The organism is Tindallia texcoconensis (genome assembly GCF_055383815.1).
The window spans coordinates 1,624,998-1,651,451 of sequence record NZ_AP042431.1; the positions used below are offsets into that span (position 1 = coordinate 1,624,998).

Annotated in this window: 25 protein-coding genes; 22 read left to right on the top strand and 3 right to left on the bottom strand. The window is 43.9% G+C overall.

Annotation, left to right across the window (positions count from 1 at the left end):
* The first annotated feature begins 12 nt into the window (after positions 1-12).
* The 11 genes from cbiT to holB all read left to right on the top strand — a co-directional run bounded on the left by cbiT (position 13) and on the right by holB (position 9,157).
* Positions 13-549, top strand: a complete 537-nt coding sequence (cbiT, locus tag ACZ47N_RS07410; RefSeq protein ID WP_464885924.1) for a precorrin-6Y C5,15-methyltransferase (decarboxylating) subunit CbiT — start codon at positions 13-15, stop codon at positions 547-549.
* Between the two features lie 120 nt (positions 550-669).
* Positions 670-1,386, top strand: a complete 717-nt coding sequence (gene cobI, locus ACZ47N_RS07415) for a precorrin-2 C(20)-methyltransferase (protein ID WP_464885925.1) — start codon at positions 670-672, stop codon at positions 1,384-1,386.
* A complete protein-coding gene (cobM, locus tag ACZ47N_RS07420) occupies positions 1,379-2,140 on the top strand; it encodes a precorrin-4 C(11)-methyltransferase (protein WP_464885926.1) in 762 nt (253 codons plus the stop codon). The genes cobI and cobM overlap by 8 nt, the downstream gene beginning before the upstream one ends.
* Positions 2,137-3,942: a precorrin-3B C(17)-methyltransferase gene (gene cobJ / locus ACZ47N_RS07425; protein WP_464885927.1), complete on the top strand. Its 1,806-nt coding sequence runs from the start codon at positions 2,137-2,139 to the stop codon at positions 3,940-3,942. Before cobM ends, cobJ begins: the two co-directional genes overlap by 4 nt.
* On the top strand, positions 3,939-4,706 hold the full coding sequence (gene cobK, locus ACZ47N_RS07430) for a precorrin-6A reductase (protein WP_464885928.1): 768 nt from the start codon (positions 3,939-3,941) through the stop codon (positions 4,704-4,706). The genes cobJ and cobK overlap by 4 nt, the downstream gene beginning before the upstream one ends.
* Positions 4,707-4,760: 54 nt before the next feature.
* Positions 4,761-5,012 carry a hypothetical protein gene (locus tag ACZ47N_RS07435; protein WP_464885929.1) on the top strand — a complete coding sequence of 84 codons (252 nt, stop codon included), beginning with the start codon at positions 4,761-4,763 and terminating at the stop codon, positions 5,010-5,012.
* A 50-nt stretch (positions 5,013-5,062) separates the two neighbouring features.
* Positions 5,063-5,575: a hypothetical protein gene (locus ACZ47N_RS07440; RefSeq protein WP_464885930.1), complete on the top strand. Its 513-nt coding sequence runs from the start codon at positions 5,063-5,065 to the stop codon at positions 5,573-5,575.
* The gene (locus ACZ47N_RS07445) at positions 5,575-7,008 is read left to right on the top strand and encodes an aminotransferase class I/II-fold pyridoxal phosphate-dependent enzyme (RefSeq protein ID WP_464885931.1); all 1,434 of its coding nucleotides are present in this window, start codon (positions 5,575-5,577) and stop codon (positions 7,006-7,008) included. Before ACZ47N_RS07440 ends, ACZ47N_RS07445 begins: the two co-directional genes overlap by 1 nt.
* 50 nt (positions 7,009-7,058) lie before the next feature.
* Entirely contained in the window at positions 7,059-7,751 is a 693-nt protein-coding gene (gene tmk / locus ACZ47N_RS07450) for a dTMP kinase (protein ID WP_464885932.1), read from the top strand.
* Positions 7,752-7,771: 20 nt separating this feature from the next.
* Positions 7,772-8,101: a cyclic-di-AMP receptor gene (locus tag ACZ47N_RS07455; RefSeq protein ID WP_464885933.1), complete on the top strand. Its 330-nt coding sequence runs from the start codon at positions 7,772-7,774 to the stop codon at positions 8,099-8,101.
* A 12-nt stretch (positions 8,102-8,113) separates the two neighbouring features.
* On the top strand, positions 8,114-9,157 hold the full coding sequence (holB, locus tag ACZ47N_RS07460) for a DNA polymerase III subunit delta' (RefSeq protein WP_464885934.1): 1,044 nt from the start codon (positions 8,114-8,116) through the stop codon (positions 9,155-9,157).
* Here holB and ACZ47N_RS07465 read toward each other — a convergent pair.
* Complete coding sequence (locus tag ACZ47N_RS07465; protein ID WP_464885935.1) at positions 9,134-9,796, bottom strand: TetR/AcrR family transcriptional regulator; 663 nt, start codon at positions 9,794-9,796, stop codon at positions 9,134-9,136. The genes holB and ACZ47N_RS07465 overlap by 24 nt on opposite strands.
* Positions 9,797-9,985: 189 nt before the next feature.
* Here ACZ47N_RS07465 and ACZ47N_RS07470 point away from each other — a divergent pair, with 189 nt between their 5' ends.
* Positions 9,986-10,885: a PSP1 domain-containing protein gene (locus ACZ47N_RS07470; protein ID WP_464885936.1), complete on the top strand. Its 900-nt coding sequence runs from the start codon at positions 9,986-9,988 to the stop codon at positions 10,883-10,885.
* On the top strand, positions 10,882-11,622 hold the full coding sequence (locus ACZ47N_RS07475) for a tRNA1(Val) (adenine(37)-N6)-methyltransferase (protein WP_464885937.1): 741 nt from the start codon (positions 10,882-10,884) through the stop codon (positions 11,620-11,622). The genes ACZ47N_RS07470 and ACZ47N_RS07475 overlap by 4 nt, the downstream gene beginning before the upstream one ends.
* On the opposite strand, the gene rsmI is transcribed toward ACZ47N_RS07475, so the two are convergent.
* Together rsmI and ACZ47N_RS07485 are read right to left on the bottom strand one after the other, a co-directional pair.
* On the bottom strand, positions 11,607-12,494 hold the full coding sequence (gene rsmI, locus ACZ47N_RS07480; RefSeq protein WP_464885938.1) for a 16S rRNA (cytidine(1402)-2'-O)-methyltransferase: 888 nt from the start codon (positions 12,492-12,494) through the stop codon (positions 11,607-11,609). The genes ACZ47N_RS07475 and rsmI overlap by 16 nt on opposite strands.
* A 47-nt stretch (positions 12,495-12,541) precedes the next feature.
* Positions 12,542-13,969, bottom strand: a complete 1,428-nt coding sequence (locus ACZ47N_RS07485) for a nicotinate phosphoribosyltransferase (protein ID WP_464885939.1) — start codon at positions 13,967-13,969, stop codon at positions 12,542-12,544.
* Positions 13,970-14,242: 273 nt separating this feature from the next.
* Here ACZ47N_RS07485 and metG point away from each other — a divergent pair, with 273 nt between their 5' ends.
* From metG to ACZ47N_RS07530, 9 genes are all read left to right on the top strand, one after another.
* A complete protein-coding gene (gene metG / locus ACZ47N_RS07490) occupies positions 14,243-16,270 on the top strand; it encodes a methionine--tRNA ligase (protein ID WP_464885940.1) in 2,028 nt (675 codons plus the stop codon).
* Positions 16,271-16,325: 55 nt separating this feature from the next.
* Entirely contained in the window at positions 16,326-17,093 is a 768-nt protein-coding gene (locus ACZ47N_RS07495; RefSeq protein ID WP_464885941.1) for a TatD family hydrolase, read from the top strand.
* Positions 17,094-17,297: 204 nt separating this feature from the next.
* Positions 17,298-18,686: a sensor histidine kinase gene (locus ACZ47N_RS07500; protein WP_464885942.1), complete on the top strand. Its 1,389-nt coding sequence runs from the start codon at positions 17,298-17,300 to the stop codon at positions 18,684-18,686.
* A 30-nt stretch (positions 18,687-18,716) separates the two neighbouring features.
* The gene (locus tag ACZ47N_RS07505) at positions 18,717-20,087 is read left to right on the top strand and encodes a sigma-54-dependent transcriptional regulator (RefSeq protein ID WP_464885943.1); all 1,371 of its coding nucleotides are present in this window, start codon (positions 18,717-18,719) and stop codon (positions 20,085-20,087) included.
* Positions 20,088-20,365: 278 nt separating this feature from the next.
* On the top strand, positions 20,366-21,886 hold the full coding sequence (locus ACZ47N_RS07510) for a sodium/proline symporter (RefSeq protein ID WP_464885944.1): 1,521 nt from the start codon (positions 20,366-20,368) through the stop codon (positions 21,884-21,886).
* A 174-nt stretch (positions 21,887-22,060) separates the two neighbouring features.
* Positions 22,061-23,572 (top strand): sodium/proline symporter, encoded by a 1,512-nt coding sequence (locus tag ACZ47N_RS07515; RefSeq protein ID WP_464885945.1) that lies wholly within the window; start codon positions 22,061-22,063, stop codon positions 23,570-23,572.
* Positions 23,573-23,714: 142 nt separating this feature from the next.
* Entirely contained in the window at positions 23,715-24,521 is an 807-nt protein-coding gene (locus ACZ47N_RS07520) for a nitrilase-related carbon-nitrogen hydrolase (RefSeq protein ID WP_464885946.1), read from the top strand.
* Between the two features lie 16 nt (positions 24,522-24,537).
* Positions 24,538-25,071 (top strand): hypothetical protein, encoded by a 534-nt coding sequence (locus tag ACZ47N_RS07525; protein WP_464885947.1) that lies wholly within the window; start codon positions 24,538-24,540, stop codon positions 25,069-25,071.
* A gap of 139 nt (positions 25,072-25,210) precedes the next feature.
* Positions 25,211-26,413, top strand: coding sequence for an HD-GYP domain-containing protein (locus tag ACZ47N_RS07530; RefSeq protein WP_464885948.1), 1,203 nt, complete (start codon positions 25,211-25,213; stop codon positions 26,411-26,413).
* Positions 26,414-26,454 lie beyond the last annotated feature (41 nt).

The following is a 26,454-nucleotide window of genomic DNA, read 5'->3' on the forward strand; positions in this document are numbered from 1 at the left end:
GGGGAAGCCCCCATGACCAAACAAGAAGTACGGTGGCTTGTATTAGCCATGCTGCAGATAAGACCAGGGATGACGCTGCTGGACATGGGATGCGGGAGCGGCTCCGTTACCGTAGAAATGGCTCGAATGGCAGGTTCTGGACGTGTATACGCCTTGGAACAAAAACCAGAAGCCGTAGAATTGACAAAGAAAAATCTAAATCAATTTGGACTATCTAACGTCACCATTTTGCCAGGAAGAGGAGAAAACCTTTTAGAAGAATTGCCGGAGTTGGATCGTGTCTTCATAGGTGGCGCTGGTGGTGCCTTGGAAGAAATAGTGCAGTACGTGGCTAGGAAAATGAAGCCAAAGGGACGAATGGTGATTACCGCCGTCACCTTGGAGACCGTCAGCTTAGCAAGGCAACTCCTGAAGCAGGAGCCCTTTAAAGATGTGACCATTCAGCAAACCAGCGTTACCCGCTACCTTCAGCGGGGAGGATACACCATGGCCCAGGCGGAGAATCCAGTGACTATTTTTAGTGCGGAAGTTGCGTCAGTTGGAAAGTAGAAAGTAGAAAGTTGGAATGGAAAAGTGGAGTTCAAAAGAGTGAAAGATCTTAACCGCGAAGGACACCAAGGGGCGGGAAGAAAACCTTAACCAACAAAACAATCCGAAAGGAAGATCCGAATGAAAGGAACTTTAACCGGCATCGGTGTTGGCCCCGGAGATCCGGAGCTACTGACCTTAAAAGCCGTAAAGGCCATTAAACATACAAAAGTCCTGTTTTATCCCGTTACACGTTCAGGGGCTGAAAGTGCAGCCCTGGAGATCGTGGAAGACTGGGTAAATCCAGAAACTCGCCTCATCCCACTGCTTTCTCGGATGACCTCAGACCCAAAAGAGCGACAAGCCCAGCGTTTTCAGCAGAGCCGTCAGATTGCTCAGGTGCTGGACAGTGGAATGGATGCGGTTATGATCACCATAGGGGATGCACTGCTCTATAGCACCTATAGTTATGTGATGAAAGAGCTGAAAGCCGCTGGCTATTCCCTTCAAACCATTCCAGGAATAACAGCCGCTAGTGCTGCCGCTGCTAAGTTGGATATACCTTTGGCAGAAGAAGATGAGAAATTGGTGATTTGGCCAGGGACAGACAACAAAGACCATTTGCTTCATGAACTAGAGACCATGACCGATAATATGGCCCTTCTCAAAGTATCTGCCTGCAGGCAGGTGTTGTATCAGTATTTGCAACAGCAGGAAACAACCATAGATTTTGCCCTGGCATCCCAACTGGGAAGCCAAAATGAAACAGTACATTATGACATTGAATGCCTAAAAAATCCGGAGCTTCCCTATATGTCCGTGGCATTGTTGAAACGAAAGGAGTCAAAAAATGAGTAAAGTGATCTTTATCGGAGCAGGTCCTGGAGATCCGGAACTACTAACGGTAAAAGCCCATGAAAAAATAAAGCAGGCTCAAGTCATTCTTTATGCAGGTTCTTTGGTGAATCCCCAGGTGTTTGCCCATTGCCCCCAAGACGCGGAAGTAGCCAGCAGTGCCTCCATGGATTTGGAGGAAATGTCGGCATTTATGATTAGTCGCGTCAAAGCTGGCAAGGAAGTCCTTCGATTGCATACAGGAGATCCTTCTCTTTACGGGGCCATTGCGGAGCAAATACGAAAATTAGAAGCAGAAAAGGTGGCCTATGAAGTCATTCCAGGCATTAGTTCCTTTTTAGCCGGAGCGGCGGCCATGAAAAAAGAATTGACGCTTCCGGGAAAAAGCCAGACGGTCATTATCTCCCGAATGGCTGGACGCACTCCAGTGCCTGAAAAAGAGAATCTAGTTTCCTTGGCTTCTCACCGTGCCAGTTTGGTATTGTTTTTATCGGCGGCTCAAGTTCATCGAGTAGTCCAAGATTGTCTGACGGCGTATCCGCCAGAGACACCAGCGGCTATTGCTTATCGGGTAGGGTGGCCGGATCAGCGGATTTTACGAGGCACCCTAACCCAGTTGCCCACCATTATGGAAGAAGCTGGCATCAAGAAGACCGCCCTTATTTATATTGGCGACTTTTTGCAAGCCCAAGGAGATGAATCCTTGCTGTATGATGCGGCCTTTACCCACGAGTATCGGGAGGGAGTCCAATCATGAAGCTAGCCGTTATTACCTTTACGGATCAAGGATTACTTCAAGGAAAAACCATCTTGGAGGCGTTTTCTCATGCAGAGATCTTTGCTCCAGAACCACTCTTGAAAACAGAAAAAGACCCATCCCCCCGAATCCATGCTTTTGCCACCATGGAAGCAGAAGATCCAGCCAGTCTTCGTCATCAAATGACCAAAATCTATGACTCTTTTTCCGGCCTCTTGTTTTTGTCGGCTACAGGCATAGCCCTGCGGTATGTGAAGGACCATCTTCAGCATAAAGGAGAAGATCCAGCGGTGTTGGTCATGGATGAGCAAGGCCATCATGTCATCAGCCTGCTGTCTGGCCATGCTGGAAATGCCAATCAATGGGCCTTGGATATTGGGGCAGTGACAGGAGCCACACCAGTGATTACCACGGCGACAGATGTCAGAGGCATAACCGCCGTTGATGAACTGGCAAAATCGATGCAGGCATCCATAACGGATTGGAAGGTGGCAAAATATTGGACAGCAACCCTGCTCAAAGCACAAGCACCCGTACCAGTGTATCTGGCTGAACCATTGGCTTTGCCACTGCCAGCCGGATACCTACCAGTGGAGACCTTAGAAGAGTTTCTGAAAGGTCCTGGAGGACTTTGGATCGGAGCATCGGCTCCAGTTTTTCCAGACCAAGGCCAATGGATGCAGCTTTTGCCCAAGCGGTGGTCCTTGGGAATTGGATGTCGAAAAGACCAGTCTTTTGAAATAGTGGAAAAAACCGTTTCTGATTTTTTAAACCAACAGAATATTGGACCAGGGTCCTTGAAAAACATCAATACCATCCAAGGGAAAGATGCGGAGCCAGGGCTTCAGAAATTGGCAGCGACTTGGCAGGTGCCTTTGCAGGCCTTTGGCCTTGAGGAAATTCAGAGAGTACAGCATTTATTTCCTAGCTCTGATTGGGTAAAGGAGAACATGGGAGTAACCAGCGTAAGCGCACCAGCCGCCTATTTAGGAGCAAAAGGTGGCCAGGTATTGCCAGAAATACGTTATGCAGAAAATGGCATCACCCTAAGTTTAGCACCAGAGGCAGGACTCATGACGGTTGCTGGGATTGGACCCGGTAAAGGAGAGCACATGACCAAGGCCGTGGAAGAAACACTCAAACAATCACACCGTATTGTAGGATATAAACCCTATGTGGATCGAGTAAGCCCTTGGTTGAAAAATGGCCAGATAATGGATCGAAGTTTTATGCGAAAAGAAAAAGATCGATGCCGCCACGCCTTGGAAAGGGTCGCTGGAGGAGAAAAAGTGACCTTGGTCAGCAGTGGCGATGCCGGCGTGTATGGCATGGCAGGATTGATGCTGGAACTTCGGGAAAAAGAATTTCCTCGGATTCCTTTTCAAGTACTGCCAGGAGTTACGGCTGGCAATGCGGCTGCATCTCGACTAGGTTCGCCACTGATGCAAGATTATGCAACCATTAGCCTGAGTGATCACCTGATTCCTTGGGAAGCCATTGAAAATCGTATCCAAAAATCTGCAGAAGCGGATTTTGTCTTGGTGTTTTATAATCCCAAGAGCAAAGAAAGAATTAAACAGTGGTATCGCACCATGGAATTGCTTCGTCAGGTCAGGGGACCAGAAACACCTGTCGGGATTGCTACCAGAGCCCTTAATCAAGGGGAAACCTTGGTTGTTACCACCTTAGAGCAATTACCGGAGGCCGCAGTGGATATGAGTACCACCGTTATCATTGGCAACTCCTTTACCCGAATTACAGAGGAAGGCTTAATGGTGACGCCACGGGGATATCAGCTATGATACTGATTTTATCCGGCACCACAGAAGGAAAAATGATATCGGCAGCCTTAGCCAAACAAGGAATCCCAGGAATCTCCACCACGGTGACAGAATATGGTGGAGAACTCTTGTTAAAAGCCCTGGAGGGAAAAACAGCCGCCTTAAAAGTAGGGGCCTTGCAGAAAACGTCTCTGAAGCAATTAATGGAAGAGCAACAGATAAAAGCCATTATTGATGCTACCCATCCTTATGCCAGGGAAATTACGTGGATGGCCTATGAACAGGCAAAAGCTGCCTGTATTCCATACCTTCGTTGGAAACGCTCCAGCCTTTCTCCAGAAGACAAAGCAAACTGTATCCTGGCAGCCAATTATGAACATGCGGCTAAAATCTTGGCATCACAGCCTGGAAAATGGTTGATGACCACTGGCAGCAATCATCTGGATGTGTTTTGTTCATGGGTGCCGATACAACGGATGGTCATTCGTGTTATGCCTTTTCCGGAAGTGTTGACCAAATGCCTTGACTTGGGATTTAGACCGAAAGACATCATTGCCCAACAAGGTCCTTTTAGTTATGATATGAACAAGCTTCACCTTTGGGAATACAAACTGGATGGCATTGTGACCAAAGACAGTGGAGAAATAGGTGGAACAAAGGAAAAGATACAGGCGGCCCAAGCCCTGGAATTAAAAACGATCCTGATTCAGCGACCGGCAGAACCAGACACCTTACAAGCCGAAAACCTGGAACAGCTACAGGAGTTTCTCTTGCTCATTCCATGAATTTCCTGTAAAATGGAAAAAAGCAATTAAGTGCTGGTAAGAGGGTGAAACGTTGTGGAACGATGGATTAACATTGCCTTTATGGTGGTTTTATTGATTCCGGTTGCTGGGTTTTTAATCCTGCAAAATCACTTGCTTTATCGTCATTTAAAAAAGCATACCAAGCATACCAAGGTGAAGCCATGGGAAAAAAAGCCATCAAAGCCATCGATGGTTCACGATTCCACTGGTGAACAAAACCCTATTTCTCTAAGGGAACGACGTAAAAAGCGTTATGAAGAGAGGAACAAAGCCCTTTACCGATAAATTGTAAAGGGCTTTTTCCAGATGGATTATTTATAATGGGAGGAATCACTATGATCAGGCACACGGTTGCAGAACCCCGAAAATCGTTTCTGACCACTTTGTTGTTGGTGATTGGAATTGTCATAGGGATCAATGCAGCAGTTCATTTACTCAATCTCCTTCCTGGATCCTACGGTGGTGTGGGTGGATTTTTCTTGATTTTAGCATTAGCCATTTACACATCACGGCTTATGAATCGGAAGCTTGCATCGTACACCTATGAATGGGATGGGAAAAAATTAATGATTCAAAAGAGACTGGGACGACGAGACAAGACCATGCTGGAACTTCCTAAAGAAAACATCCAATGGATTCGATCCATGGAAGAAATCAAGCATTCTCTTGGGACCATGAAACCACCAAAAAAAACCCTTTCCTTATCCTGTCGTATGAGAGGCCAAGGCGTAAGAGTCTTACAGTATCAAGATGGAAAGAAACCGTATCGGGTGATTATGGAACCAGGGGAAAAACTCTATAAAGAATTAAAAAAAGCCGCTAAGGAAAATGGGAAAGGAGATTCTTGATGAAAGGTCCATTGGCACAAGCCTTGACCCAGCATCAGCGCAAAGAGATGATTTCTTTTCATACCCCAGGCCATAAAAATGGAGGATTCTATCAAGGCTTACACACAGCCTATTTTCCCGACTCCTTGTTGGCTTGGGATACAACAGAAATTCCAGGCATGGATCATTTGCATCATCCTACCAGCGTTATCCGAGAAAGCCAAGAAAAGGCAGCCCATTTCTTTGGTGCGGAGGAAAGTTTTTACTTAGTCAATGGAAGTACCAGTGGTATCTATAGTATGATTATGGCCGTGGCCAAGCCAGGGGAAGAAATCATTGTGCAACGCAATAGCCACCAATCTGTTTTTCATGGCTGCTTTTTAGGCGGCGTGACGCCTCGATATCTGATGCCGGAAGTAGATCCGGAAACAGGCGTCATTCTTGGGGTGACAGAAGACAAGGTTAGGGAAGCCCTGCTTCGGTGGCCAGAGGCAAAAGGAGTTCTATTAACAACACCCAATTATTATGGGATTACCACCAAGTTAGACCCAATTGCCAAGGTCCTGAGAGAAAAGGACATGCTATTGATGGTAGACGAAGCCCATGGAAGTCACTTTATCTTGGATCATCGCCTACCGAAAACCGCTTTGCAGGCAGGAGCCGATGTGGTGGTCCAGAGCACCCACAAAACCTTGCCAGCCATGACCCAGGCCTCTATGCTTCATCTTCAAGGCCGGAAGGTGGATCGGGAAAGACTGAGGTGGATGTTGAAAATCCATCAGAGCAGTAGCCCTAGTTATCTTTTGATGGCTTCCTTGGAGGCGACGGTTTCCGTGTTAGAGAGCCAAGGGCCTTCTTTGATGGAGCCATTGTTGGATCAGATAGAAGCGTTTAAAATAAATTTGTCTACCATGGAAGGCCTATGCTTGGGCATAGAGACATCCGCCCTGTCTTCCCATGGCTTTGGAACAGATCCAACCCGACTGTGGATTAATCTGAGTGGAACGGGCCTAAGTGGGTATCAATGGGATACCATCCTGGCAGAAAAATACCAGATTAGGATGGAGTTGGCGGATCCACTGGGAGTCTTGGGAATTGCTACCATAGGCAATGAAAAAAAGGATTTTGACCGCCTAGTCCATGGCTTGAAAACCACCTCAGCACAATGCAGGAAAGAAAAAATAGATCAATCAGTCAAAGTCGAAAGCCGAAAGGCTTCTTATTATACCCAAGAACCAACCTTACGCATCTCCCTTGAACAAGCCCTTCAGGCAGAAAAGGAATCCGTAGAGTTGGAGAAGGCCATAGGAAGAATTTGTGGGGAAAGCCTTGTACCGTATCCCCCAGGTGTTCCCGTAGCCATGCCTGGAGAAGAAATGACAGAATCTTTGGTGGCTTGGTTGAAAGGTCGTCAGGAGTTTAACCAAAGCCACATTACCGTAGTGAGAGGCTAAACCATAAAGGGACAACAAAAATTCATAGCTAGTCCCCAGGAGGTGTTCAGGTGAAGGAAAAAAAGATGCCAATAACCCATGAAAAAAAAGGACTCTTTATTACAGTAGAAGGCATGGATGGTTCGGGAAAAACCACTCAGATGCAACAGTTAAAGCAGTATTTGGAGCAGCAGGGGTATACGGTGCAAATCACTCGTGAGCCGGGAGGCCCTCGGATTTCAGAAAAAATTCGGAATCTAATTCTAGATCCGGAGTACAAGGAAATGCATCCATGGACAGAAGCCCTTTTATATGCGGCTTCACGAGCTCAACATATGGCAGAAGTCATTTACCCAGCCTTGGAACGGGAAGAAATCGTGTTATGCGATCGGTTTTTAGACTCCAGCTTGGCCTATCAAGGAGCAGGGAGAGGTTTAGGCATGAAGGAAGTCTTGCAGATTAATGAATCGGCTTTAATGAATCGATGGCCAGATATTACTTTTTGGTTTAATCTGACGCCGGAAGAGAGCTTTCGACGAAAAAGCGGAAGAGATCCTAAAGACAGGCTTGAACAGCAACATCAAAGTTTTTACGAAAAAATCTATCAAAGCTATCGCCAGTTGGCAGAGGAAAATCCTGGTCGGATTGTCCCTTTAGACGCAACCAAAAGCATTCCGTGGATACAAAAAATGATGCGGTGCACCGTAGACCAATATATCCACGCAGCCATGAAGGATACAGACACCCATCATTCATCATTGTAAGGGGAGAAGGAGGGAGTAGGATGAAACTAGTGATTGCCATTGTCCATGACGAAGACGCTAAAAGACTATTAGAAGACCTGACAGAAAATCGATTTCGTGTTACCAAACTAGCCACCACCGGTGGGTTTTTAAAGGCTGGAAATACTACGATGCTAGTGGGGGTAGAAGATCAAGAGGTGGAAAAAGTCAAGGATATTATTAACGAGAACTGTAAATCACGCAAAGAGTTACTCACATCCCCAGCGCCTATGTCCGGAACAACAGGCGTCTTTATCCCGAATCCGGTGGAGGTCACCGTAGGCGGCGCTACTATTTTTGTAATGGATGTGGAAGAATACCATAAATACTAAGAGGTGGAACTCGTGACAATCGCTTTTAAGAAAACCATTGGTCAAGAAAAGGTAAAACAGTTGCTTTCCTATGCACTGGAGAAGGGGCATTTATCCCATGGCTATCTTTTTGAAGGCCCAAGGGGGCTAGGCAAAGGAAAAATGGCCAAGGAACTGGCTGCTGCTATTCTATGCCCCCAGGAAGAAGCTCCTTGCGGCACTTGCAATTCCTGTAAACAAGTAGAAGCAGAAACCCATGCGGAATTTCGGTGGATTCGAGGGCAGGAAGAAGGCAAAGAGCCGGTTGTTTCCGTGGAGATGATTCGAAACCTGGTAAAAGACATTTATTTAAAGCCCTATGAAGGGGAGTATAAAGTATATGTAGTGCCTGAAGCGGATACGATGACGGTGCAGGCTCAAAATGCCTTGCTAAAAACATTGGAAGAACCACCAGATCATTCGGTGATTATTTTAGCAACACCAGAACCTGAGCGGCTTTTGCCTACTATTTTGTCACGTTGCCAGCGGGTGGTATTTCGACCGGTAAAACCAGAAATCATTCAAGCCTATCTGGAAGATACCAAAAAAATGCCTAGGGAAAAAGCCGTTTCCTTAGCAGCCTTTGCCAATGGCATCCCAGATCGAGCCATAGAAATCTTGGAAGATCAAGGGTATCAGCAACAATATAAGGATTTTATTCAGTTAACAGAAAGCCTGATGGAGAAAGATTACGGATTGGCCATCGAAAAAGGAGAATGTATGCAACGGGATAAAAGCCAAGCCCTTTGGGTCTTATCTCTTTGGCAGGAATGGCTGCGGGATCTTCATATGATGATGATGGGTGGCGAAGTGGCTATGTTGATTCATCAAAATCAGGAAAAAAGACTAAGGAAACAGACTGCCTACTATAACGAAGCCATGATCCATGCCATGCAACAAATGATGGAAACCGCTGGAGAAGACATAAGAACCCATGGGAATCTGGCTTTTATTGTAGAATCTCTTTTGATGAATATGGTAAGTATGATAAAAGAACCAGCAAAAGCAGGGGAGCTAGCGACATTTTTGGATCGCTAATCCCCGTCGGAAAAATGCCATGAATTGCCGGGAACTATCTGCCACCCAAGGCATAGGATCATTATGGAAAGCCGCTTCCTTAAGGGCTTTTTTTTCTGTGTGGATTCGCTGTTGGACAAATTCATGAAATTCATTGAGCATCAATTGACAATAGAACCGAATCATGGTGGCATCTAAATCTGCAGCAATAGTGCCTTTTAATTGATTTCGGACCACTAACCTGTGGAGCGTTTGCTGATGAGGCGTGGCAATGGCTTGAATTTTTTCCTGAGATAAAGGACTGAATCGTGGGTCGGAAGCAAAGGCAAGTAGTGAGTGAAAGACTGGATGTTGTAATCGAAAGGTGGTTTCCAACTGGAGAATCCTCTCAAAGTAGGCATAAAAATCATCTGGTGGGGAGGGCATTTGGCTCTTAAGGGAATGCTGTTTCATGGAAAGAACCGTGGTGACCAGATGGTCGTATAAATCAAATTTATCATCAAAATACTGGTAAAAAGTATCCATGGGAATAAAAGCCAATTTTAATAAATAAGATAAAGAAGCCTGATGGTAAGGTTGTTGAGCAAAGACTTCCAAGGCCAGATCGAAAAAATCCTCCTGCTTCTCAGCGGGAAGCGTATAAAATCCTTTTTTGGGCAAAGCAATCACCTCCATGACTATAGGGTTATCATAGTAGAGGGGCTAGGCTTCTGTCAAGAAAAAAAGTGATTTCATCTGGAAAATCTGATAGAATGGGGGCATGCGTGAAAGAAGAGAATGAGGTTGCTGAGATGCAACTGGGTATACAGAAAGATATGTTGAAATAGAGGAATCAGGGAGGAAGATAGCATGAGTACAGAAAAGCATCATGTGGTAGGGGTTCGGTTTAAAAAAGCCGGCAAAATTTACTACTTTGATCCTCAAGATCTTGAGGTGGATAAAGGCAGCCACGTTATTGTAGAGACGGTTCGTGGCATCGAATTTGGTGATGTGGTGGTAGGCATTAAGGAAGTTTCCCATCAAGAAATCGTTACCCCCTTGAAAAGAGTCATACGGGTGGCAACGGAAGAAGACCTGCAGGTGCAGGAGGAAAATAAAGAAAAAGAAAAAGAGGCCTTTGAGATTGCCACCCAGAAAATTCTAAACCATCAGTTGGACATGAAGCTGGTGGATGTAGAGTATACCTTTGATAAAAACAAAATCATCTTCTTTTTTACAGCCGATGGAAGGGTAGATTTTAGGGATTTGGTTAAAGATTTGGCGGCGGTGTTTAAAACCCGCATCGAACTTCGACAAATTGGAGTCCGAGATGAAGCTAAGATGTTGGGGGGCATAGGGCCTTGCGGAAAATCCTTGTGCTGCGCCACCTGGCTAGGGGACTTTGATCCTGTCACCATTAAAATGGCGAAAGAACAAAATCTATCCTTAAATCCCACTAAAATATCGGGTATATGTGGCCGTCTATTTTGTTGCCTTCGATATGAGCATGAACATTATCATGAGATGATTCGAAGAATGCCAGCAGTGGGTAGCAAGGTCAAAACCCAGGAAGGCACCGGGGAAGTGGTTCAAACCGTTATTCTATGTGGGAAGGTGAAAGTAAAGATGAAAAATCCCATGGATGACGTAGAAGAAATTAAAACCTTTTCCATAGAAGACATAGAGCCTATCAGCAAAAAGAAACTGAAACAGCAATTGAATGAGAAAAAGATAGAAGGAGAAACAGAAGAAATGGATGAATCTAAATGAAAAACCCATGGCTTATGGATGGAGAGAGGGTAGACGATTTGCAATGCAATGGATTGCATTTGATTCAAGATCCGAAATCCTTCTGTTTTGGCATGGATGCCGTGTTAATCACTGATTTTACACAACTTCGCTCCCAGGAAAGAGTCATGGACCTGTGCACTGGAAATGGAGTAATTCCCATTCTTTTAGCCGGGAAGAATCCATCCAACTCCTTTGTGGCATTGGAAATCCAAGAAGAAGCCTTTTGTCGGGCCCAGAGAAATGTCCAAATGAATGGGCTGCAGGAGCGTATCCAAATAATGCAAGCCGATGTACGCTGCTGCCGCCAGGCTTTTCCTCCTTCGTCTTTTGATGTAGTGGTGAGCAATCCGCCGTATCTGCCAGCCCAAGGCCTAAAAAACCCTAGGCAAGATCGAGCCATCGCTCGCCATGAAATCCTGTTGACCTTAGGGGATCTTATGGAACAAACCAGCCATCTACTGAAAAATGCCGGCCGGTTTTATATGGTTCACCGGCCAGAGCGATTGGTGGATATTCTGGGGATTTCTAGACAGCATAACCTAGAAGCCAAATGGATCCAACTGGTGCATCCTCGACAGGATAAAAAACCAAATCTGGTGTTGGTCCAATTTGTTAAAAATGGACGGCCGGATCTAAAATGGAAAAAACCCCTCTTTGTCTACGATCAAGAGGGGAATTATACACCGGAGCTATTAAAATGTTACGAGTCTAAATGAACGGCTTGATAGACTTCTCGTTTCGGCAGCCCCCGTAAAACCGCCACTTCTTTAATGGCGGTTTTTTTATCTTTTCCTTCTAGGATGAGTTGTTCCACATGTTGATCCAAGGTCAAATGATTCCACTGATTCATCGCTTCTTGGGCCATTTTTTTTTCATCCGCACCTTCTACCACTAAGACCATTTCTCCTTTTAGATCCGAAGAAAAGCCTTCCAAGGTTTCTAAGAGTTGGGGCAAAGAGAGTCGGAACCACTCTTCGTGTTTTTTGGTTAACTCTCGACCCAGGGATGCCCTTCGAGGACCCCAAACCTCCACCATAGCCCTAAGGGTTTGTTTAATGCGATGAGGGGCTTCATAAAAAATGAGGGTTCGTGGATCCTCCGCCATTTTTTCAAGGGCAAGCTTTCGTTGACGTTTATCTCGGGGAAGAAAACCTTCAAAAACAAATCGATGGGTAGAAAGGCCAGAAGCCACCAAAGCCGTTAGCATAGCAGAAGGACCGGGCAGGACTTCAAAGGGTATTTCTTCCCGCAAGCAGGCTTGTACCAAATGAGTACCCGGATCGGAAATGCCAGGCATACCGGCATCTGTCACCAAGGCCAGTACCTTACCTTCTTGTAATTCCTTTAGAATAAAAGGTTCTTTTTCTTTTCGGTTATGCTCATGATAACTGTAAAGCGGTTTGTGGATCTCAAAATGAGAGAGGAGTTTTAGGCTGCGACGAGTATCTTCTGCATAAATAATATCAGCCTGTTGCAGCACCTCCAGCCCCCGAAGGGTCATATCTCCCAGATTCCCCAAGGGGGTGGGACAAAGATATAGGGTGCCAGCCTGGGTTTGAAATCGATAGTGGGGTGTTTCCTTGTTCATTATCATCATCTCCCATGGTTCCCCATCAATGGAGGAAATTCTTTTCCTTATCTTCTGTGTTGGTGCATCATATCTTGCTTGAGTTGCCATAGCTTTTGGGATAAATCTACTTTATAAATCTGGGGAAGTTGTAAACGCTTATGCTCTGGCCATAAGCTGTCTAATTCTAATTGGACATGGCTTCGGATATCCTGAACCGAAGAGGTTTTGTAGACAGAACGTCCTTTTCGGAAATAGGGAACCATCAGTTCTTTCAGAGAATAACGATGGAAGGTCTTCTGTTTCCAAGTGTAGACAGGGTGAAAAATGGTCAGGGGTTTGGTCTTGTCAATGACCTCTTCATCCAGCATAATTAGGTCTGCCAAAGCAAATAAACCACTTTCATCATAAATACGCGTTACTTTTTTCAAGCCAGGGTTGGTGATTTTATTGGGATTATCGGAAATCTTGATTTTAGGTTGGAGTTGGCCATTAGGACCGGAGGCCGCCAGCTTATAGACACCACCCAAAGCTGGACAGTTGCTAGAGGTGATCAGATTAGTGCCCACTCCCCAACTATCAATACAGGCTCCCTGCATTTTCAAAGAATGGATTTTATCCTCATCTAAATCAGAGGAAGCCACAATCGTGGCGTTGGGATAACCAGCATCATCTAACATTTTTCGGGCGGTTTTTGTTAAATAAGCCAAATCTCCTGAATCAATGCGGATGCCCTTGGGTTCATATCCCTGTTGCCGCAACTCATTAAAAACAGTAATGGCATTGGGAAGGCCACTTTTTAGGGTGTTATAGGTATCTACTAATAGCAAACATTTATCCGGATAGGTATGGGCATAGGCTCGGAAAGATTCAAGTTCTGTATCGAATTTTTGCACCCAACTATGGGCATGAGTGCCTACCACTGGAATGCCATACTGTTGACCTGCCAAGACATTGGACGTGGCCACACATCCTCCGATGTAAGCCGCCCGAGACCCTAAAATAGCGGCATCTGGTCCTTGGGCTCGTCTAAGGCCAAATTCAAAGACCGCATCGCCTTGAGCCGCTTCGCAAATCCGTGCAGATTTGGTTGCAATAAGAGACTGGTAATTAATAAGATTTAAGAGGGTGGATTCAATGAGCTGTGCTTCAAAAGCATTGGTTTTTACCCGTAGTACTGGTTCATGAGGAAACATAATGGTGCCTTCTGGAACACCATCAATATCGCCGGTAAAGCGGAAATGTTTCATTCGTTCCAAAAATTCAGGTCGAAAGCCTACTTCTTTTAGATAGGCTAACTCTTCCTGGGTGAAATGGATATTTTCAATATAACGAATGGCTGAATCGATGCCGGCAATAATGGTAAAGCCACTATCACAGGGGTTCTTTCGGAAAAAAAGATCAAAAACCACCTGATCCTCGTCTAGTTCACTGTTAAGATATCCTTGCATCATGCTTAATTGGTAAAAATCTGTCAGCATTGACAGGTTGCGCATAGGAATCCTCTCTTTCCGCCTCCCGGCGTTGTTATTTTTATCAGCAGTGTATCCTAAGATGAGTCTATTTCCCCTTGTGTGTTTCAAGGTCCTCATCAACCTTTATATTCCTAATTACACATTATCCTTGATTCAATTCTAAAAGTCAATTGAGAAGCCCTTAGGAAAAACAAGCTCTGTGACCTGGAAATACTGATGTTGCCTTGACAGATAAAGTATATTTCCGTTATAGTAGAAGCATTAACCGTCGATGATGGAAGAGGAGGAATTGCGTTGAGTCAGGAAAAAGGAAATGGAATCAACCATAAAGGAACATTTTATATTACCACACCAATTTACTACCCCAGTGGGAAGCTTCACATTGGGCATACCTATACTACGGTGGCTTCTGATGTCATGTCACGTTTTAAAAGAGAAATGGGCTATGATGTGAGGTTTCTCACGGGAACAGACGAACATGGGGAAAAAATTCAAACCTCTGCAAAGGCACAAGGAATGGAACCAAAAGCGTATGTAGACCAGATGGTGGCAGACATCAAAAAGATATGGGAAAGCATGGAAATTTCTTACGATATTTTTATCCGCACCACGGACAGCATTCATAAAAAAGGGGTTCAGGCTATTTTTCAACAACTTTATGACAAAGGCGATATCTATAAGGATGAATATGAAGGCTGGTATTGCACACCTTGCGAATCCTTCTGGACAGAGACTCAACTAGAAGAAGGCCATAAATGTCCCGATTGTCGAAGAGAAGCCCATTTAACCAGAGAAGAAGCCTACTTTTTCAGGCTTTCAAAATATCAAGATCGTCTGATTCAGTATTACGAGGATCATCCAGAGATTTGCCTGCCAGAGTCTCGAAAAAATGAAATGTTAAATAATTTTCTAAAACCTGGATTAGAAGATCTATGTGTGTCTCGCACCAGCTTTGATTGGGGAATTCCGGTGCCTTTTGACGAAAAACATGTGATCTACGTATGGTTGGATGCCCTATCTAATTACATTACCGCCCTTGGCTATGGATCCGAAGAAAATCCAGAGCTTTACAACCAATACTGGCCAGCAGATGTCCACTTGATGGCCAAAGAAATTGTTCGATTTCATACGATTATTTGGCCAGCCATGCTAATGGCCTTGGATTTACCATTGCCCAAAAAAGTTTTTGGCCATGGATGGATTCTATTTGGTGAAGATAAAATGTCCAAATCCAAAGGCAATATTATCTATCCAGAACCCTTTATCCAGCGATACGGCATTGATGCCCTCAAATACTTTCTATTACGGGAATTTACCTTTGGTCAAGATGGCAATTTCACCAATACCCTCTTTCTTCAGCGATACAATTCAGATTTAGCCAACGATTTGGGGAATTTGGTCAGCAGAACCGTGGCCATGATTGAACAATATAAGGAAGGCCTAGTGCCATCTGCCAAAACAACAGATTCCTTAGACCATGAATTGAAAACCTTGGCGATTACGACGGCGGATAAAGTGGAAACCCTTATAGACGACTTGCAATTCCATGAAGCCTTGGAAACCATATGGAAAATTGTTCGACGCTCCAACAAATACATTGATGAAACCACACCTTGGATTTTGGCCAAAGAACCAAGCAAACAAGATCGTTTAGATACCGTACTGAATCATCTGGCAGAAAGCATCCGAATCGTCAGTATTTTGATTAAATCCTTTATGGGCCATACCTCTGTGGAAATCCAGAAACAATTAGGATTACAAGAAATAATGGATCAGATGGTGTGGGAAGATGCCAAAGTATTTGATAAAATACCTGAAGGCACCCAAGTAAAAAAAGGAGAAGCTCTCTTTAAGCGTTTGAAATTGGAAGAAGAAGGAAAAGCCTTGGCCGCTGCCAATGACGCCTATGCCAAAAAAATTCAGCAAGGAAAAGATGAAAAACCCGAGGCAAAGAAAGAACAGCAAGAAGAGAAAGAAATAGAGGAAGCAGCACCAAAGGAAGAAATTACCATAGATGATTTTGCAAAAATAGAATTGAAAGTAGCCGTTGTAAAAGAAGCAGAAAAACATCCTAAGGCAGACCGACTCCTGGTACTCCAAATTCAAGTAGGCCAAGAAACCCGTCAGGTTGTTTCGGGTATTGCCCAGGAGTATACTCCAGAAGAATTGGTGGGAAAAACCGTGATTTATCTACAAAACCTGAAGCCTATAAAACTACGTGGCATTAAGTCTCAAGGGATGATTATGGCTGCCGAAGGAGACGGAACCTTAGGACTGCTCACCGTAGATAAAGACTTGCCAGATGGCAGCAGCGTTAGTTAAGAGGAAGGTCAATAACAATAGATGGTAAGGGGAGAACCCTGAAAAGGAGTTAGATATGTATTTTGATAGCCATGCCCATTTGGGCGATAAAAAATTTGATTTAGATCGGGAAGCCATGATTCAACGGGCTCGAGAGAAGCAGGTCTCCTTGATCCTCAATCCAGGAGCCGAGATGGACAGTTCTCGAAATGCCATGAAACTGGCGGAAGACTATCCGGAAGTCTATGCCGCCGTAGGGGTTCATCCTCATGATGCCCAACACATGAAACAAGAAGATTTAGAAGAATTGGAAGCCATGACCCATCATCCTAAAGTCATGGCCATTGGTGAAATTGGCTTGGATTTTCACTATGATTTTTCACCACGAGAGAAACAGCTTTATTGGTTTAAAGAACAGCTTAAACTGGCAAAAAAACGAAAAATGCCAGTGATTATTCATGATCGAGAAGCCCACGGCCAAGTATTTGAAATCTTGGATCAGGAGGATATAGCAGAAACCGGCTGCGTGATGCATTGTTTTTCTGGGAGTGGAGAAATGGCCTTGGAATATGTGAAAAGAGGCATCTATATTTCTTTAGCAGGGCCTATTACCTTTAAAAACGCACGAAAAGCCAGAGAAGTGGCGGCCCAGGTGCCCTTGGAATGGCTTTTCATTGAAACCGACTGTCCCTACTTGGCACCAGAGCCTCATCGGGGCAAGCGAAACGAACCTTCCTTAGTTCCCTTGGTAGCTCAAGCCATTGCCAAGGAAAAAAACATTTCCGTGGAAGAAGTAGCCCATCAAACCATGAACAATGCAAAAAACTTTTTCAAGATACCCTAGGGATGAGGGAATGCTCCAGAGGGTGAATTTTGGATATAGTAAGATTCCTTTCGGCTAGAAATCCATAGTCTATCCATAAAAGATCCAGGGCGTTGAAGAAACGAGAGTGAAATCTCGGTTTCTACAACGCCCTTTTCATTGACCAGCATCTGTCAATCGTGTATCGTTAAATTAAGAAGCAACCAGAATCCGGAGGAGGCGCCTATGACAGAACAAGAAATTTTAAAAAGGCTGCGAAATAAGATATTCTCCCTTGTAATGGGAATCCTAGTGCTGCCAGTACTAATCATCCTCCTCTTGATTTATCAGAACATTAATTATAATTCCATGATTAAAGAAGGCTTAGGCCAAGAGGCACAAGCCTTAGCCCACAGAATCGCCCTTAACCTAGCAGCAGATCTAAAAGCAGAAGATCAAGGGCTACAGACCATAGGCCAGGACTATTTTGAAAAAATGATTGGACGTCATTATCGAGAAACCTTGTACATTCTGGATCATCATGGAAAAGTACTTTATGCCAACGAAAAAGAAGAATCTCTCCCTATGGATAGAGAGACACTGGAAGAACAGATTTTTCCAATAGCATTAGAAAAAACCAAGAGCAATGAATCTGGATACAAAGAACAGGATGCTTACGGTCAGTATGGCCGGCAGATGATCATGGGATATGCCAGCCTTAGTCAGGACACAAGCCCTCATTCCCAAGGGACGGTGGTGATTTTAGCCCAGACCTCTCGACTTTTGCCTGATGAAAGCGTGTACCGAATGATGTTTTTTTTCACTATTTTCATAGGCGGCGGGATTATTATTAAGCTTTTATTGAAATTCTCAGAGATCATTCTTCAGCAATTTATTCAGGTGAACCAGGAACTACAGGTGGCTTCTGAGGAAGCCGATGACATTCGAAAAAAATTGTTGATATCCGAAAAATTGGCTGCTATGGGACGAGTTACCTCTGGAATTGCCCATGAAATTGGAAACCCACTGGCATCTATTTCTAGTATGTGTCAGATTTTGGAACGCCCTAGCCTTTCGGATCAGCAGAAACAGGGATATATTGAAAAAATAAAACGAGATATAAGTCGCATCGATAAAATTATTAAAGAGTTTCTTGCTTTTTCAAGTCATCAGCCACTCTATCGCCAAAAAATAGCTGTTAATGAAATCGTCAAGGCTTCTATCCATAAAATTCCAGATAATCGAAAAAATCCTCATGTGATTCTCTACCAAGACTACGATCCCAATTTACCCATGATCTATGGAGATGCTGGAAAACTGGAAATGGTTTTTTCCAATATATTTTTGAATGCGTTTCAGGTGTTGGAAGAGGAAGGAAGTATTTTTGTCCGCAGCATGAAAAAACAGAATAAGGTTCAAATCAGCATCAAAGATACAGGTGGAGGCATTGATTCCAAAGATATAGAACGAATTTTCGACCCGTTTTATACCACAAAGCCCGTAGGAAAAGGATCTGGCCTTGGCCTTTATATTTGCCAGCAAATCATAGAAGCCCATGGTGGCAGCATTAAAGTTATCACAGAACCAGAAGTCGGGACAGAGTTTATCGTAAGAATTCCTATCCATGAAACATAGGGAAAAAGTCATAGGCTTAGGAGGAAGGATATGCAACGACTGCTGATCATCGAAGATGAAGAGAATTTAAGAGAGGTATTAGCCTTTTTATTGGAAGAAGAGGGATACCTGGTAGAAGCCATAGGCGATGGATTGGAGGGGGAGAAAAGAATTCTGGCCAATCCCTACGATCTAGTCATTACGGATATTAAATTGCCGGGGAAAGATGGACTATCTCTTTTGGAACGAAAAGAAACACACCAGTTAGAAACGGCTTTTATTATGATTACCTCCTATGGGAGCGTAGAATCTGCTGTGGAAGCCATTAAAATGGGAGCGGAAGAATACATCACGAAACCCTTTCGAAACGACGATCTGATACGTACCGTCCATCGCCTGATGAAATATCAAGCCATGGAAAGAGAAAATAGAGTCTATCGCCAGGAACTGGAAGCCCGATATCAATTTTCAGAAAATGTGATTGGGAAAAGCAAAGCCATGAGAGAAATCTTTGAAATTGTAGAGAAAGTAGCAGGCTACGATGCTTCTGTTTTGATTAGTGGCGACAGTGGGACGGGCAAAGAGATGATCGCCAAAGCCTTGCATTTTAAAAGTCCCAGGCATAAAAATCACTTTGTACCAGTAAATTGTGGAGCCATTCCAGAAAACTTACTGGAATCCGAATTTTTTGGCTATGTCAAAGGAGCATTTACCGGTGCCCTTACAGACAAAGTAGGTTTGTTTCAACAGGCGGAGGGAGGCACCATTTTATTGGATGAAATCAGTGAAATGAGCCCAAATCTTCAGGTGAAACTTTTGCGAGTGCTACAAGATAAAGAAATAAGAAAAGTGGGAGCCGTAAAAGGCGAAACCATCGATGTACGGATTTTGGCGGCCACCAACAAAGCCCTTAAAGAAGAAGTGGAGAAAGGAAACTTCCGAGAAGATTTGTACTATCGATTGAATGTGGTAAGTATCCAACTCCCCACATTGCAACAGCGTAAAGAAGATATCCCTTTGCTGGTCGATTGTTTTATCGATAAGTTTAACCAACGTTACCAGCGACAGGTAAAAGGCATAGCCAAAGAAACACTGACGGCACTGTTGAACTATGCATGGCCTGGGAATGTCAGGGAATTAGAACATGTGGTAGAAAGTGCCCTAACACTTTGTGAAGGAGAGTGGATTGAAACCAGACATATCCAAGATAAGCTGCCTTTGGAAAACCATGGGATTGAGATCCAAATTCCACAAGAAGCATTAAACTTGAAAAGGACCTTGGAAAAAGCCAAAGGTCAGATTGAGCGAGAAATGATCCAGCGAGCATTAAAAGCGTCTCATCAGAATCGAACAGAGGCAGCGCGTCTCTTGGGCATCAGTCATCGTTCCCTGATGTATAAGTTAAACGACTATGAAATATAATGCAGCGGCTATGAAAATAAATTCATAGCCTTTTTTCATGGCTAAAGAAATAGCACCAGGGGCCTTTACAAGCCCTGGTCTTCCTGGGACTATGAAAAGGATTGCATAGAACTGGGAAAAAACCACAGCGGCCCCCCTAATACATAAGCCGGAGGGGGAGAAAAAAATTATTTTTAATCCTTGAAAGGACAGGGCTGCTTTAGCCAAGCAATAACCTAGTGTTTTTGTAATATTCTGGCATGGCCCTTGCAAGCATTAAGCCATAGGAGGAGAAAAAAATGGAATTTAATTATATGGTTACTGGATTCCTCTTTGTCTATTTTATATCCCTGCTGCTGACGGGTATTTTTGCCTATGGACATATGACCAACTTAGAAGAGTTTGTCTTAGCGGGGCGGAGGTTAAAAGCACTGCCATTAGCCCTCACTTTCAGCTCCACAGGTATGAGCGGTTGGCTGGCCCTTGGTTTTGCTGGATATACCTATGAAACAGGTTTTAAAAGTTTATGGATACTGGTGCCGAGTGCCACCATTGGGATTCTTCTTTGCTTTGTCTTTATGGCAAAAAAAGTGCGACGTTACTCCCAGCGTACCGGTGCCCTAACGGTGACGGAACTGCTGCGTAAACGGTTTTACGATACAGGAAACACGTTGAATCTGGCGGTATCTTTGATCATTTGCGTTGCTTCCATTGCGTATATTAGTGGTCAATTGCTGGCAACGGGAAAAATTATGAACTTGGTGTTTGGTTGGGATTTTCACCTATCAATTGTGGCAGCAGCCATTATTATGATTACCTACTCTGTCATGGGTGGTTTCTATGCGGTTTGTTGGACGGATTTTATTCAGGGCATTCTCATGATTCTTGGCAGTCTGGTGACGGGTGCTTTGGTCATCGTCTATGCCGGTGGTTTGGGCCAATTATCCAACAAGGCAGCCCTGGTTAGTCAGAGTTACCCGGATTTTGTCATCACCCCCTTTGCCAGTATCTCTGTGGTGATGATGGGGGCTAGTATGTTTATAGGCGATGGGATCTTTAACTGGATAGGCCAGTCTACCTTGATGAGTCGATACATGGCGGCGCAAAATACAAAGATTTTCGGAAAGGCAGCCCTCTTAACCATCACCATCCAACTCATTTTATTTACAGGTATTTTTCTGGCTGCGGTGTACATGCGAACCCAGTTTCCAGACCCTTCCCTGCTTCCTTATAGCCAGGATACGGAAACTGTGTTGATTCAGTTTTTCTTTACGACTTCACATCCAGTCTTCGTGGGTGTCTTTATAGGAGCAATTATGGCCTCCATTATGTCTACGGCAGATTCCTTGCTGATTATGGCAACCTCTGTGTTGGTCAACGATGTATATAGCTATTACAGACCAGCAGCAACCCAAAAACATCTGGTCTTGGTTAGTCGGATGCTGATTCTTATTTTAGGATTGGTGGCCATTCTGATTTCTCTAAATCGAGGCTCCGTGTTATGGAGTTCTTGGTTTGGTTGGACCGCCTTAGGGATTGTAGGAATGCCCCTTGTGATTGGGCTTTACTGGGATAAAGCAACGAAACAAGGAGCTATTGCAGGGATTACCAGCGGATTTATCCTTTTGGTAATCTGGAATCTTTGGGATTTAACAGAGAAAGTTCATCTATTTCAGGCTTTGCCAGCCTGTGGCATGGCACTCATAGCTACCTGGTTGGTCAGTTTAAAGACTTCCAATCCTCCGCCACATATTATGAAAGATGTACAGGAATTAAAAAAGCCCCATAAAAGTAGGCAAGAGGTGGAGGTTCATTCATAAAGGAAAATAAGCATGGAAAGGAGGCACCCAGATGGATAAAGTACCAATGAGTACATGGCTGTTTATCCTAATACCGGCCATAGGCACCTACATTGCAGCCATTGTTTACTACCGAGACCAAAAGAAAAAGGAATAAGGATTGAAACATAAGAAACTACTCAGGAGGGGATAAGAATGGATCAAGCACTACCAATGATACAGATGTTTCTGGTGCTCTATTTATTAGTATTAGTAGGCGTTGGCTATGTAGCCTCTAAAAAAATGAAAGGCTTGGAAGATTATGTGCTGGCCGGAAGAGGCATAGGATCCTATGTGCTGGCCTTTACCTTTAGTGCCACTGGAATGAGTGGGTGGCTTGGATTAGGACTTGCTGGATATGTGTATACCAATGGTTTCGAAGGGGTATGGACCATGGTGCCAAGTGCCACCATAGGAATTTTTCTCAGCTTTCGCCTTGTGAGTAAGTTGGTTAGGGAATATTCTGAAAACGTGGGAGCCATTACCATTCCAGACGTTTTAGAAGAACGCTATTATGATAAAAGTAGAATTTTGCGTATTATTTCTGCCTTAATCATCCTAGCCGCAGCCATAGCCTATGTGAATGGCCAATTGGTAGCCTTCGGCATTACCTTTGAAGCCGTCTTGGGCTGGGATTATACCGTGACGGTCTTATTGGCTGCAGTCATGTTTGTGGCCTGGACCATGTTAGGAGGCTTGCTGGCCATCAGCTGGACGGACTTTATCCAAGGCATTTTGATGGTGCTTGGAACATCCATGGCCGCTGCTTTTGCGATTTCCTTATCTGGGGGGATAGGAGAATTATCAAAAGGCGCCGCTGAAATAGCCAAGCAAGACCCTGATTTCATTATATCACCTTTTGCCACCATGCCGGCTGTCATTTATGGAGTTTCTTTATTTCTTGGGGATGGAATCTTTAGCTGGATAGGCCAACCTTCCCTAATGGTACGATATATGTCTGCCAAAAGTGTAAAAACCTTAAATTTATCGGGATTGCTAGCGGTTTTTATCCAATCAATTTTATTTGGAGGAACCTTTTTGGCGGCCCTTTATATGCGTACCATCTTTCCAGATCCGTCTACATTACCCATGGCAGGGAACACAGAAACCGTATTGATTCAGTTTTTCTCTACCATGACCCATCCCATTTTTGCGGGACTATTTATTGGAAGTATTTTAGCAGCGATTATGTCCACGGCAGATTCTATGCTTATTATGGGAAGTTCGACCATCGTTAATGATTTCTATATTAAAATTTTCAATCCCAATCTAGACAAGCGGAAAGCCCTTCAATATGGAAGAATTGCCACTTTAATCCTAGGTGTCCTAGGGATCCTGTTGAGTTTAAGAGGCGGATCTGTTTTGATTATCTCTTGGTTTGGTTGGAATACCTTAGGCCTCTTTGGCGGTCCGGTCCTCTTGGGCCTTTACTGGCCACGAGCCACCAGAGAAGGGGCTATTGCTGGCTTATCCACAGGGTTTATTTTGCTGATGCTCTGGTCTTTTTTCGGACTGGAAGATGCGACCAATTTGTTTCAGGCATTCCCAGCAGCTCTAGCCACCTATGTAGTGACGTGGGGTGTTAGTTTGATGACACCAGCACCACCCCAAGAAATTCAGGATAGCGTTCGAGCCTTGCACAAAAAGAATCCAAAGCCGGAACATTAAACTGAAAATCAAAGGAATTTTGGACACGGAGCCGGAGAAAATATCAGTCCTTTTGTTTTTTCTCCGGCCACCTTCCATCAGATTATCTTAAACAGAAACGAATAAAGGAAAAAAATATAAGGAGAAATAAGGAGTGGTTAGGTTGAAAAGAAACTATATCATAGCCGCCGTACAAATGAAATCTGTCATGAAAGATAAGAGTCATAATTTGGATAAAGCCATGGATCTGGTGGAAAAAGCAGCAGAAGACGGTGCCCAATTAATTTGCTTGCCAGAACTCTTTTATCAGGGATATCACCTTAGTCAGGAAGAATTTGTGGCTACGGCAGAATATCCAGAAGGAACCATGTTTCAACAACTTTCCAAATTGGCTAAAGACAAAAAAATACATCTGATAGCCCCCTATGCTGAAAAAACCCAAATGCCAGGCATTTTATATAATTCAGCAATGCTCATTAACCATCAGGGAGAACTACAGGGAAATATGCGAAAGGTATACCTATGGGGAGAAGAATACTCCAAGTTTAGGGCAGGCAATAAATTTCCTGTTTATGAAACGCCCCTAGGAAAAATAGGGATTATGATCTGCTACGACATTGAATTTCCAGAGCCACCCAGAATTCAAGCCTTAAAAGGGGCAGAACTCATCCTAGCCCCTTCCGTATGGAGTTTAACCGGGGAGCCCCGTTGGGACATCGACCTACCAGCCGCAGCCCTATACAACGGTCTCTTTACCATGGGCGTAAATACCATCCACCAAGGCGCCTGTGGCAAGAGCAAAATAGTAGGGCCCAAGGGCATTGTACAAGCAGAGGCTCCAAGGGATCAAGAAGTTACCTTGATGGCCGAAATTCATTTAGACCAGATACATCAGGCCAGGGCAGATATACCATATTTAAAAGATTTTCGGGAAGACACCTTCAGTATGGAGGCTGTCTCTACCTATTAAAAGGAGTGGTAAGGCCATGGAACGAATCCTCACGATCATTGATCAACAAGAAGCGGAAAAACTGTTAGCTGCCTATGGGGAAAAAAAGAAAAGAGGCGTCTACGCCATTGAACATACGGAACAAGTGAATATTCCATATTATATTCTGCAGATTGACATGAGCATAAAACGAGCCTTTGGCCTTAAACCCAAAGTAATCCAACATGTATACTGGGTGAATACCATAGATGGTACGATGATTCGAACCAAGGAAAATCCAGAAAAAGAACTATTGGAAAGCGGGAAGGTGGTTCCCCAACAACTCAGCCGTAAGCAATGTTTTAAAATCGCAGAAGATCAAGCCTTCAAACATGTGACCAGATTCTATAAGAGTTTTTGGATGCCGGAATTAGAACTGAAAGAAAAAGACCATCTATGTATCGGCTATTGGAAGTTCACCGTGAAATTTCAACAGAAGGAAGAAGATCAGATTATCTTGATCAATAGTTTTAGCGGAGATGTGGCAGGCCATTTGAAAAAAAGCCAAGAAATATACGGACAGGTGATGTAAGGAGCCTCCACATTTTTTCATCATAAACGGGGCGATAGTCTCAATTATGTCTATTAGGGTAGAAAACCCTAAAAGCAACCTGTTAAATCGCCGATAATACGTTATAATAGAGACATCAAGATAAGGCAGGTGGTTTAGCATGACCAACCCCATTAAGGAACCGGCAGAAAACTATCGGACGTTACAAAGCTTAGAGGAGTTAAAACCAGGCATGGTCATAGCAGAAGATGTTTTGAATAGCAATGGCCATGTATTAATTGCTGCTGGTTTTGTGGTGGATAATACAGTGAAGTTAAAGCAGTTTTTATCGCTGCACAAAGTAGAACGCATTAGGATTAGACTGCATCCCAAAAAATATCCTGCACAAACAAAAAAACCTAAAGCTGAAAAAAAGAGTCCTGTGGTTCCACAGACCCCGCCAGATTTCACGGCACGGGAAGAGGCGCGACTCCAGAAAAGACGGCAAATAGAAACCAAAGAATTTCGGGAACGATACCAAGAACATCGAGAATCCATCAAAACAGAATTTCAGCGCATGGTAAAAGGTGAATCCGTTACAAAGGAAAGTTTGGAAAAACAAGTCATCGATATACTCAAAAGTTTTGAAGGCATCGTCAACGTATTTCAACTGGTAGAAACCATTAAAAAAGATCATCGAGATCTATATGCCCATTATTATCAGGTAACCATTATTAGCAATGCCATTGGCAACTGGTTAGGCTTAAATGCCCAGCAGATGAAAGATTTAACCCTCAGTGCCCTATTACATGACTTAGGCAAAGAACAGCTTTCGCCCCAGTTAATCCTAAAGCAGATGGAACTGACACCTGAAGAAGCACTGGAATACCAAAAACACGTGGTGAATGGCTACGAATTGGCCAGGCATTATGATTTTATCAATCATAATATGCTACAAACCATACTGATGCATCATGAACGAAGCGACGGCAGTGGGTATCCACTAGGGCTGAAACAGGAAAAGATTCCCATGAATGCCAGAATTATTGCCATTTCAGATGTATACAACACCCTTACACTGCCAGATTCCAAAGGCCAACGAAAAACACCCTTTGAAGCTGTCAAGATACTAGAAAGCGAGTATATGCACCTGTTAGATACTCGGATTCTTTACATTTTTCTCAATCGAATCGGCAACTGTTTTCTTGGCCAAAGCGTTGAATTAAGCGATGGTAGATCTGGAGAAATTATCTTTATTCCGAGAGTTCATATTTATCGACCCATTGTAAAATTAAAACCCACCAATCAGTTGGTTGATTTGAGTCATCCAGACCATAAAAAGCTTTTGATTAAAGCTTTTACAGACGTATCCATGAAGGATTGAAACCTAGCCGTGGAAAGAAAGGGATTTCTTGGAATGGCGTC

Coding starts and splice junctions, on each gene's coding strand:
- cbiT (WP_464885924.1), top strand. CDS start 13: ATGACCAAACAAGAAGTACGGTGGCTTGTATTAGCCATGCTGCAGATA.
- cobI (WP_464885925.1), top strand. CDS start 670: ATGAAAGGAACTTTAACCGGCATCGGTGTTGGCCCCGGAGATCCGGAG.
- cobM (WP_464885926.1), top strand. CDS start 1,379: ATGAGTAAAGTGATCTTTATCGGAGCAGGTCCTGGAGATCCGGAACTA.
- cobJ (WP_464885927.1), top strand. CDS start 2,137: ATGAAGCTAGCCGTTATTACCTTTACGGATCAAGGATTACTTCAAGGA.
- cobK (WP_464885928.1), top strand. CDS start 3,939: ATGATACTGATTTTATCCGGCACCACAGAAGGAAAAATGATATCGGCA.
- ACZ47N_RS07440 (WP_464885930.1), top strand. CDS start 5,063: ATGATCAGGCACACGGTTGCAGAACCCCGAAAATCGTTTCTGACCACT.
- ACZ47N_RS07445 (WP_464885931.1), top strand. CDS start 5,575: ATGAAAGGTCCATTGGCACAAGCCTTGACCCAGCATCAGCGCAAAGAG.
- ACZ47N_RS07455 (WP_464885933.1), top strand. CDS start 7,772: ATGAAACTAGTGATTGCCATTGTCCATGACGAAGACGCTAAAAGACTA.
- ACZ47N_RS07470 (WP_464885936.1), top strand. CDS start 9,986: ATGAGTACAGAAAAGCATCATGTGGTAGGGGTTCGGTTTAAAAAAGCC.
- ACZ47N_RS07475 (WP_464885937.1), top strand. CDS start 10,882: ATGAAAAACCCATGGCTTATGGATGGAGAGAGGGTAGACGATTTGCAA.
- rsmI (WP_464885938.1), bottom strand. CDS start 12,494: ATGAACAAGGAAACACCCCACTATCGATTTCAAACCCAGGCTGGCACC.
- ACZ47N_RS07485 (WP_464885939.1), bottom strand. CDS start 13,969: ATGCGCAACCTGTCAATGCTGACAGATTTTTACCAATTAAGCATGATG.
- ACZ47N_RS07495 (WP_464885941.1), top strand. CDS start 16,326: ATGTATTTTGATAGCCATGCCCATTTGGGCGATAAAAAATTTGATTTA.
- ACZ47N_RS07500 (WP_464885942.1), top strand. CDS start 17,298: ATGACAGAACAAGAAATTTTAAAAAGGCTGCGAAATAAGATATTCTCC.
- ACZ47N_RS07505 (WP_464885943.1), top strand. CDS start 18,717: ATGCAACGACTGCTGATCATCGAAGATGAAGAGAATTTAAGAGAGGTA.
- ACZ47N_RS07510 (WP_464885944.1), top strand. CDS start 20,366: ATGGAATTTAATTATATGGTTACTGGATTCCTCTTTGTCTATTTTATA.
- ACZ47N_RS07515 (WP_464885945.1), top strand. CDS start 22,061: ATGGATCAAGCACTACCAATGATACAGATGTTTCTGGTGCTCTATTTA.
- ACZ47N_RS07525 (WP_464885947.1), top strand. CDS start 24,538: ATGGAACGAATCCTCACGATCATTGATCAACAAGAAGCGGAAAAACTG.
- ACZ47N_RS07530 (WP_464885948.1), top strand. CDS start 25,211: ATGACCAACCCCATTAAGGAACCGGCAGAAAACTATCGGACGTTACAA.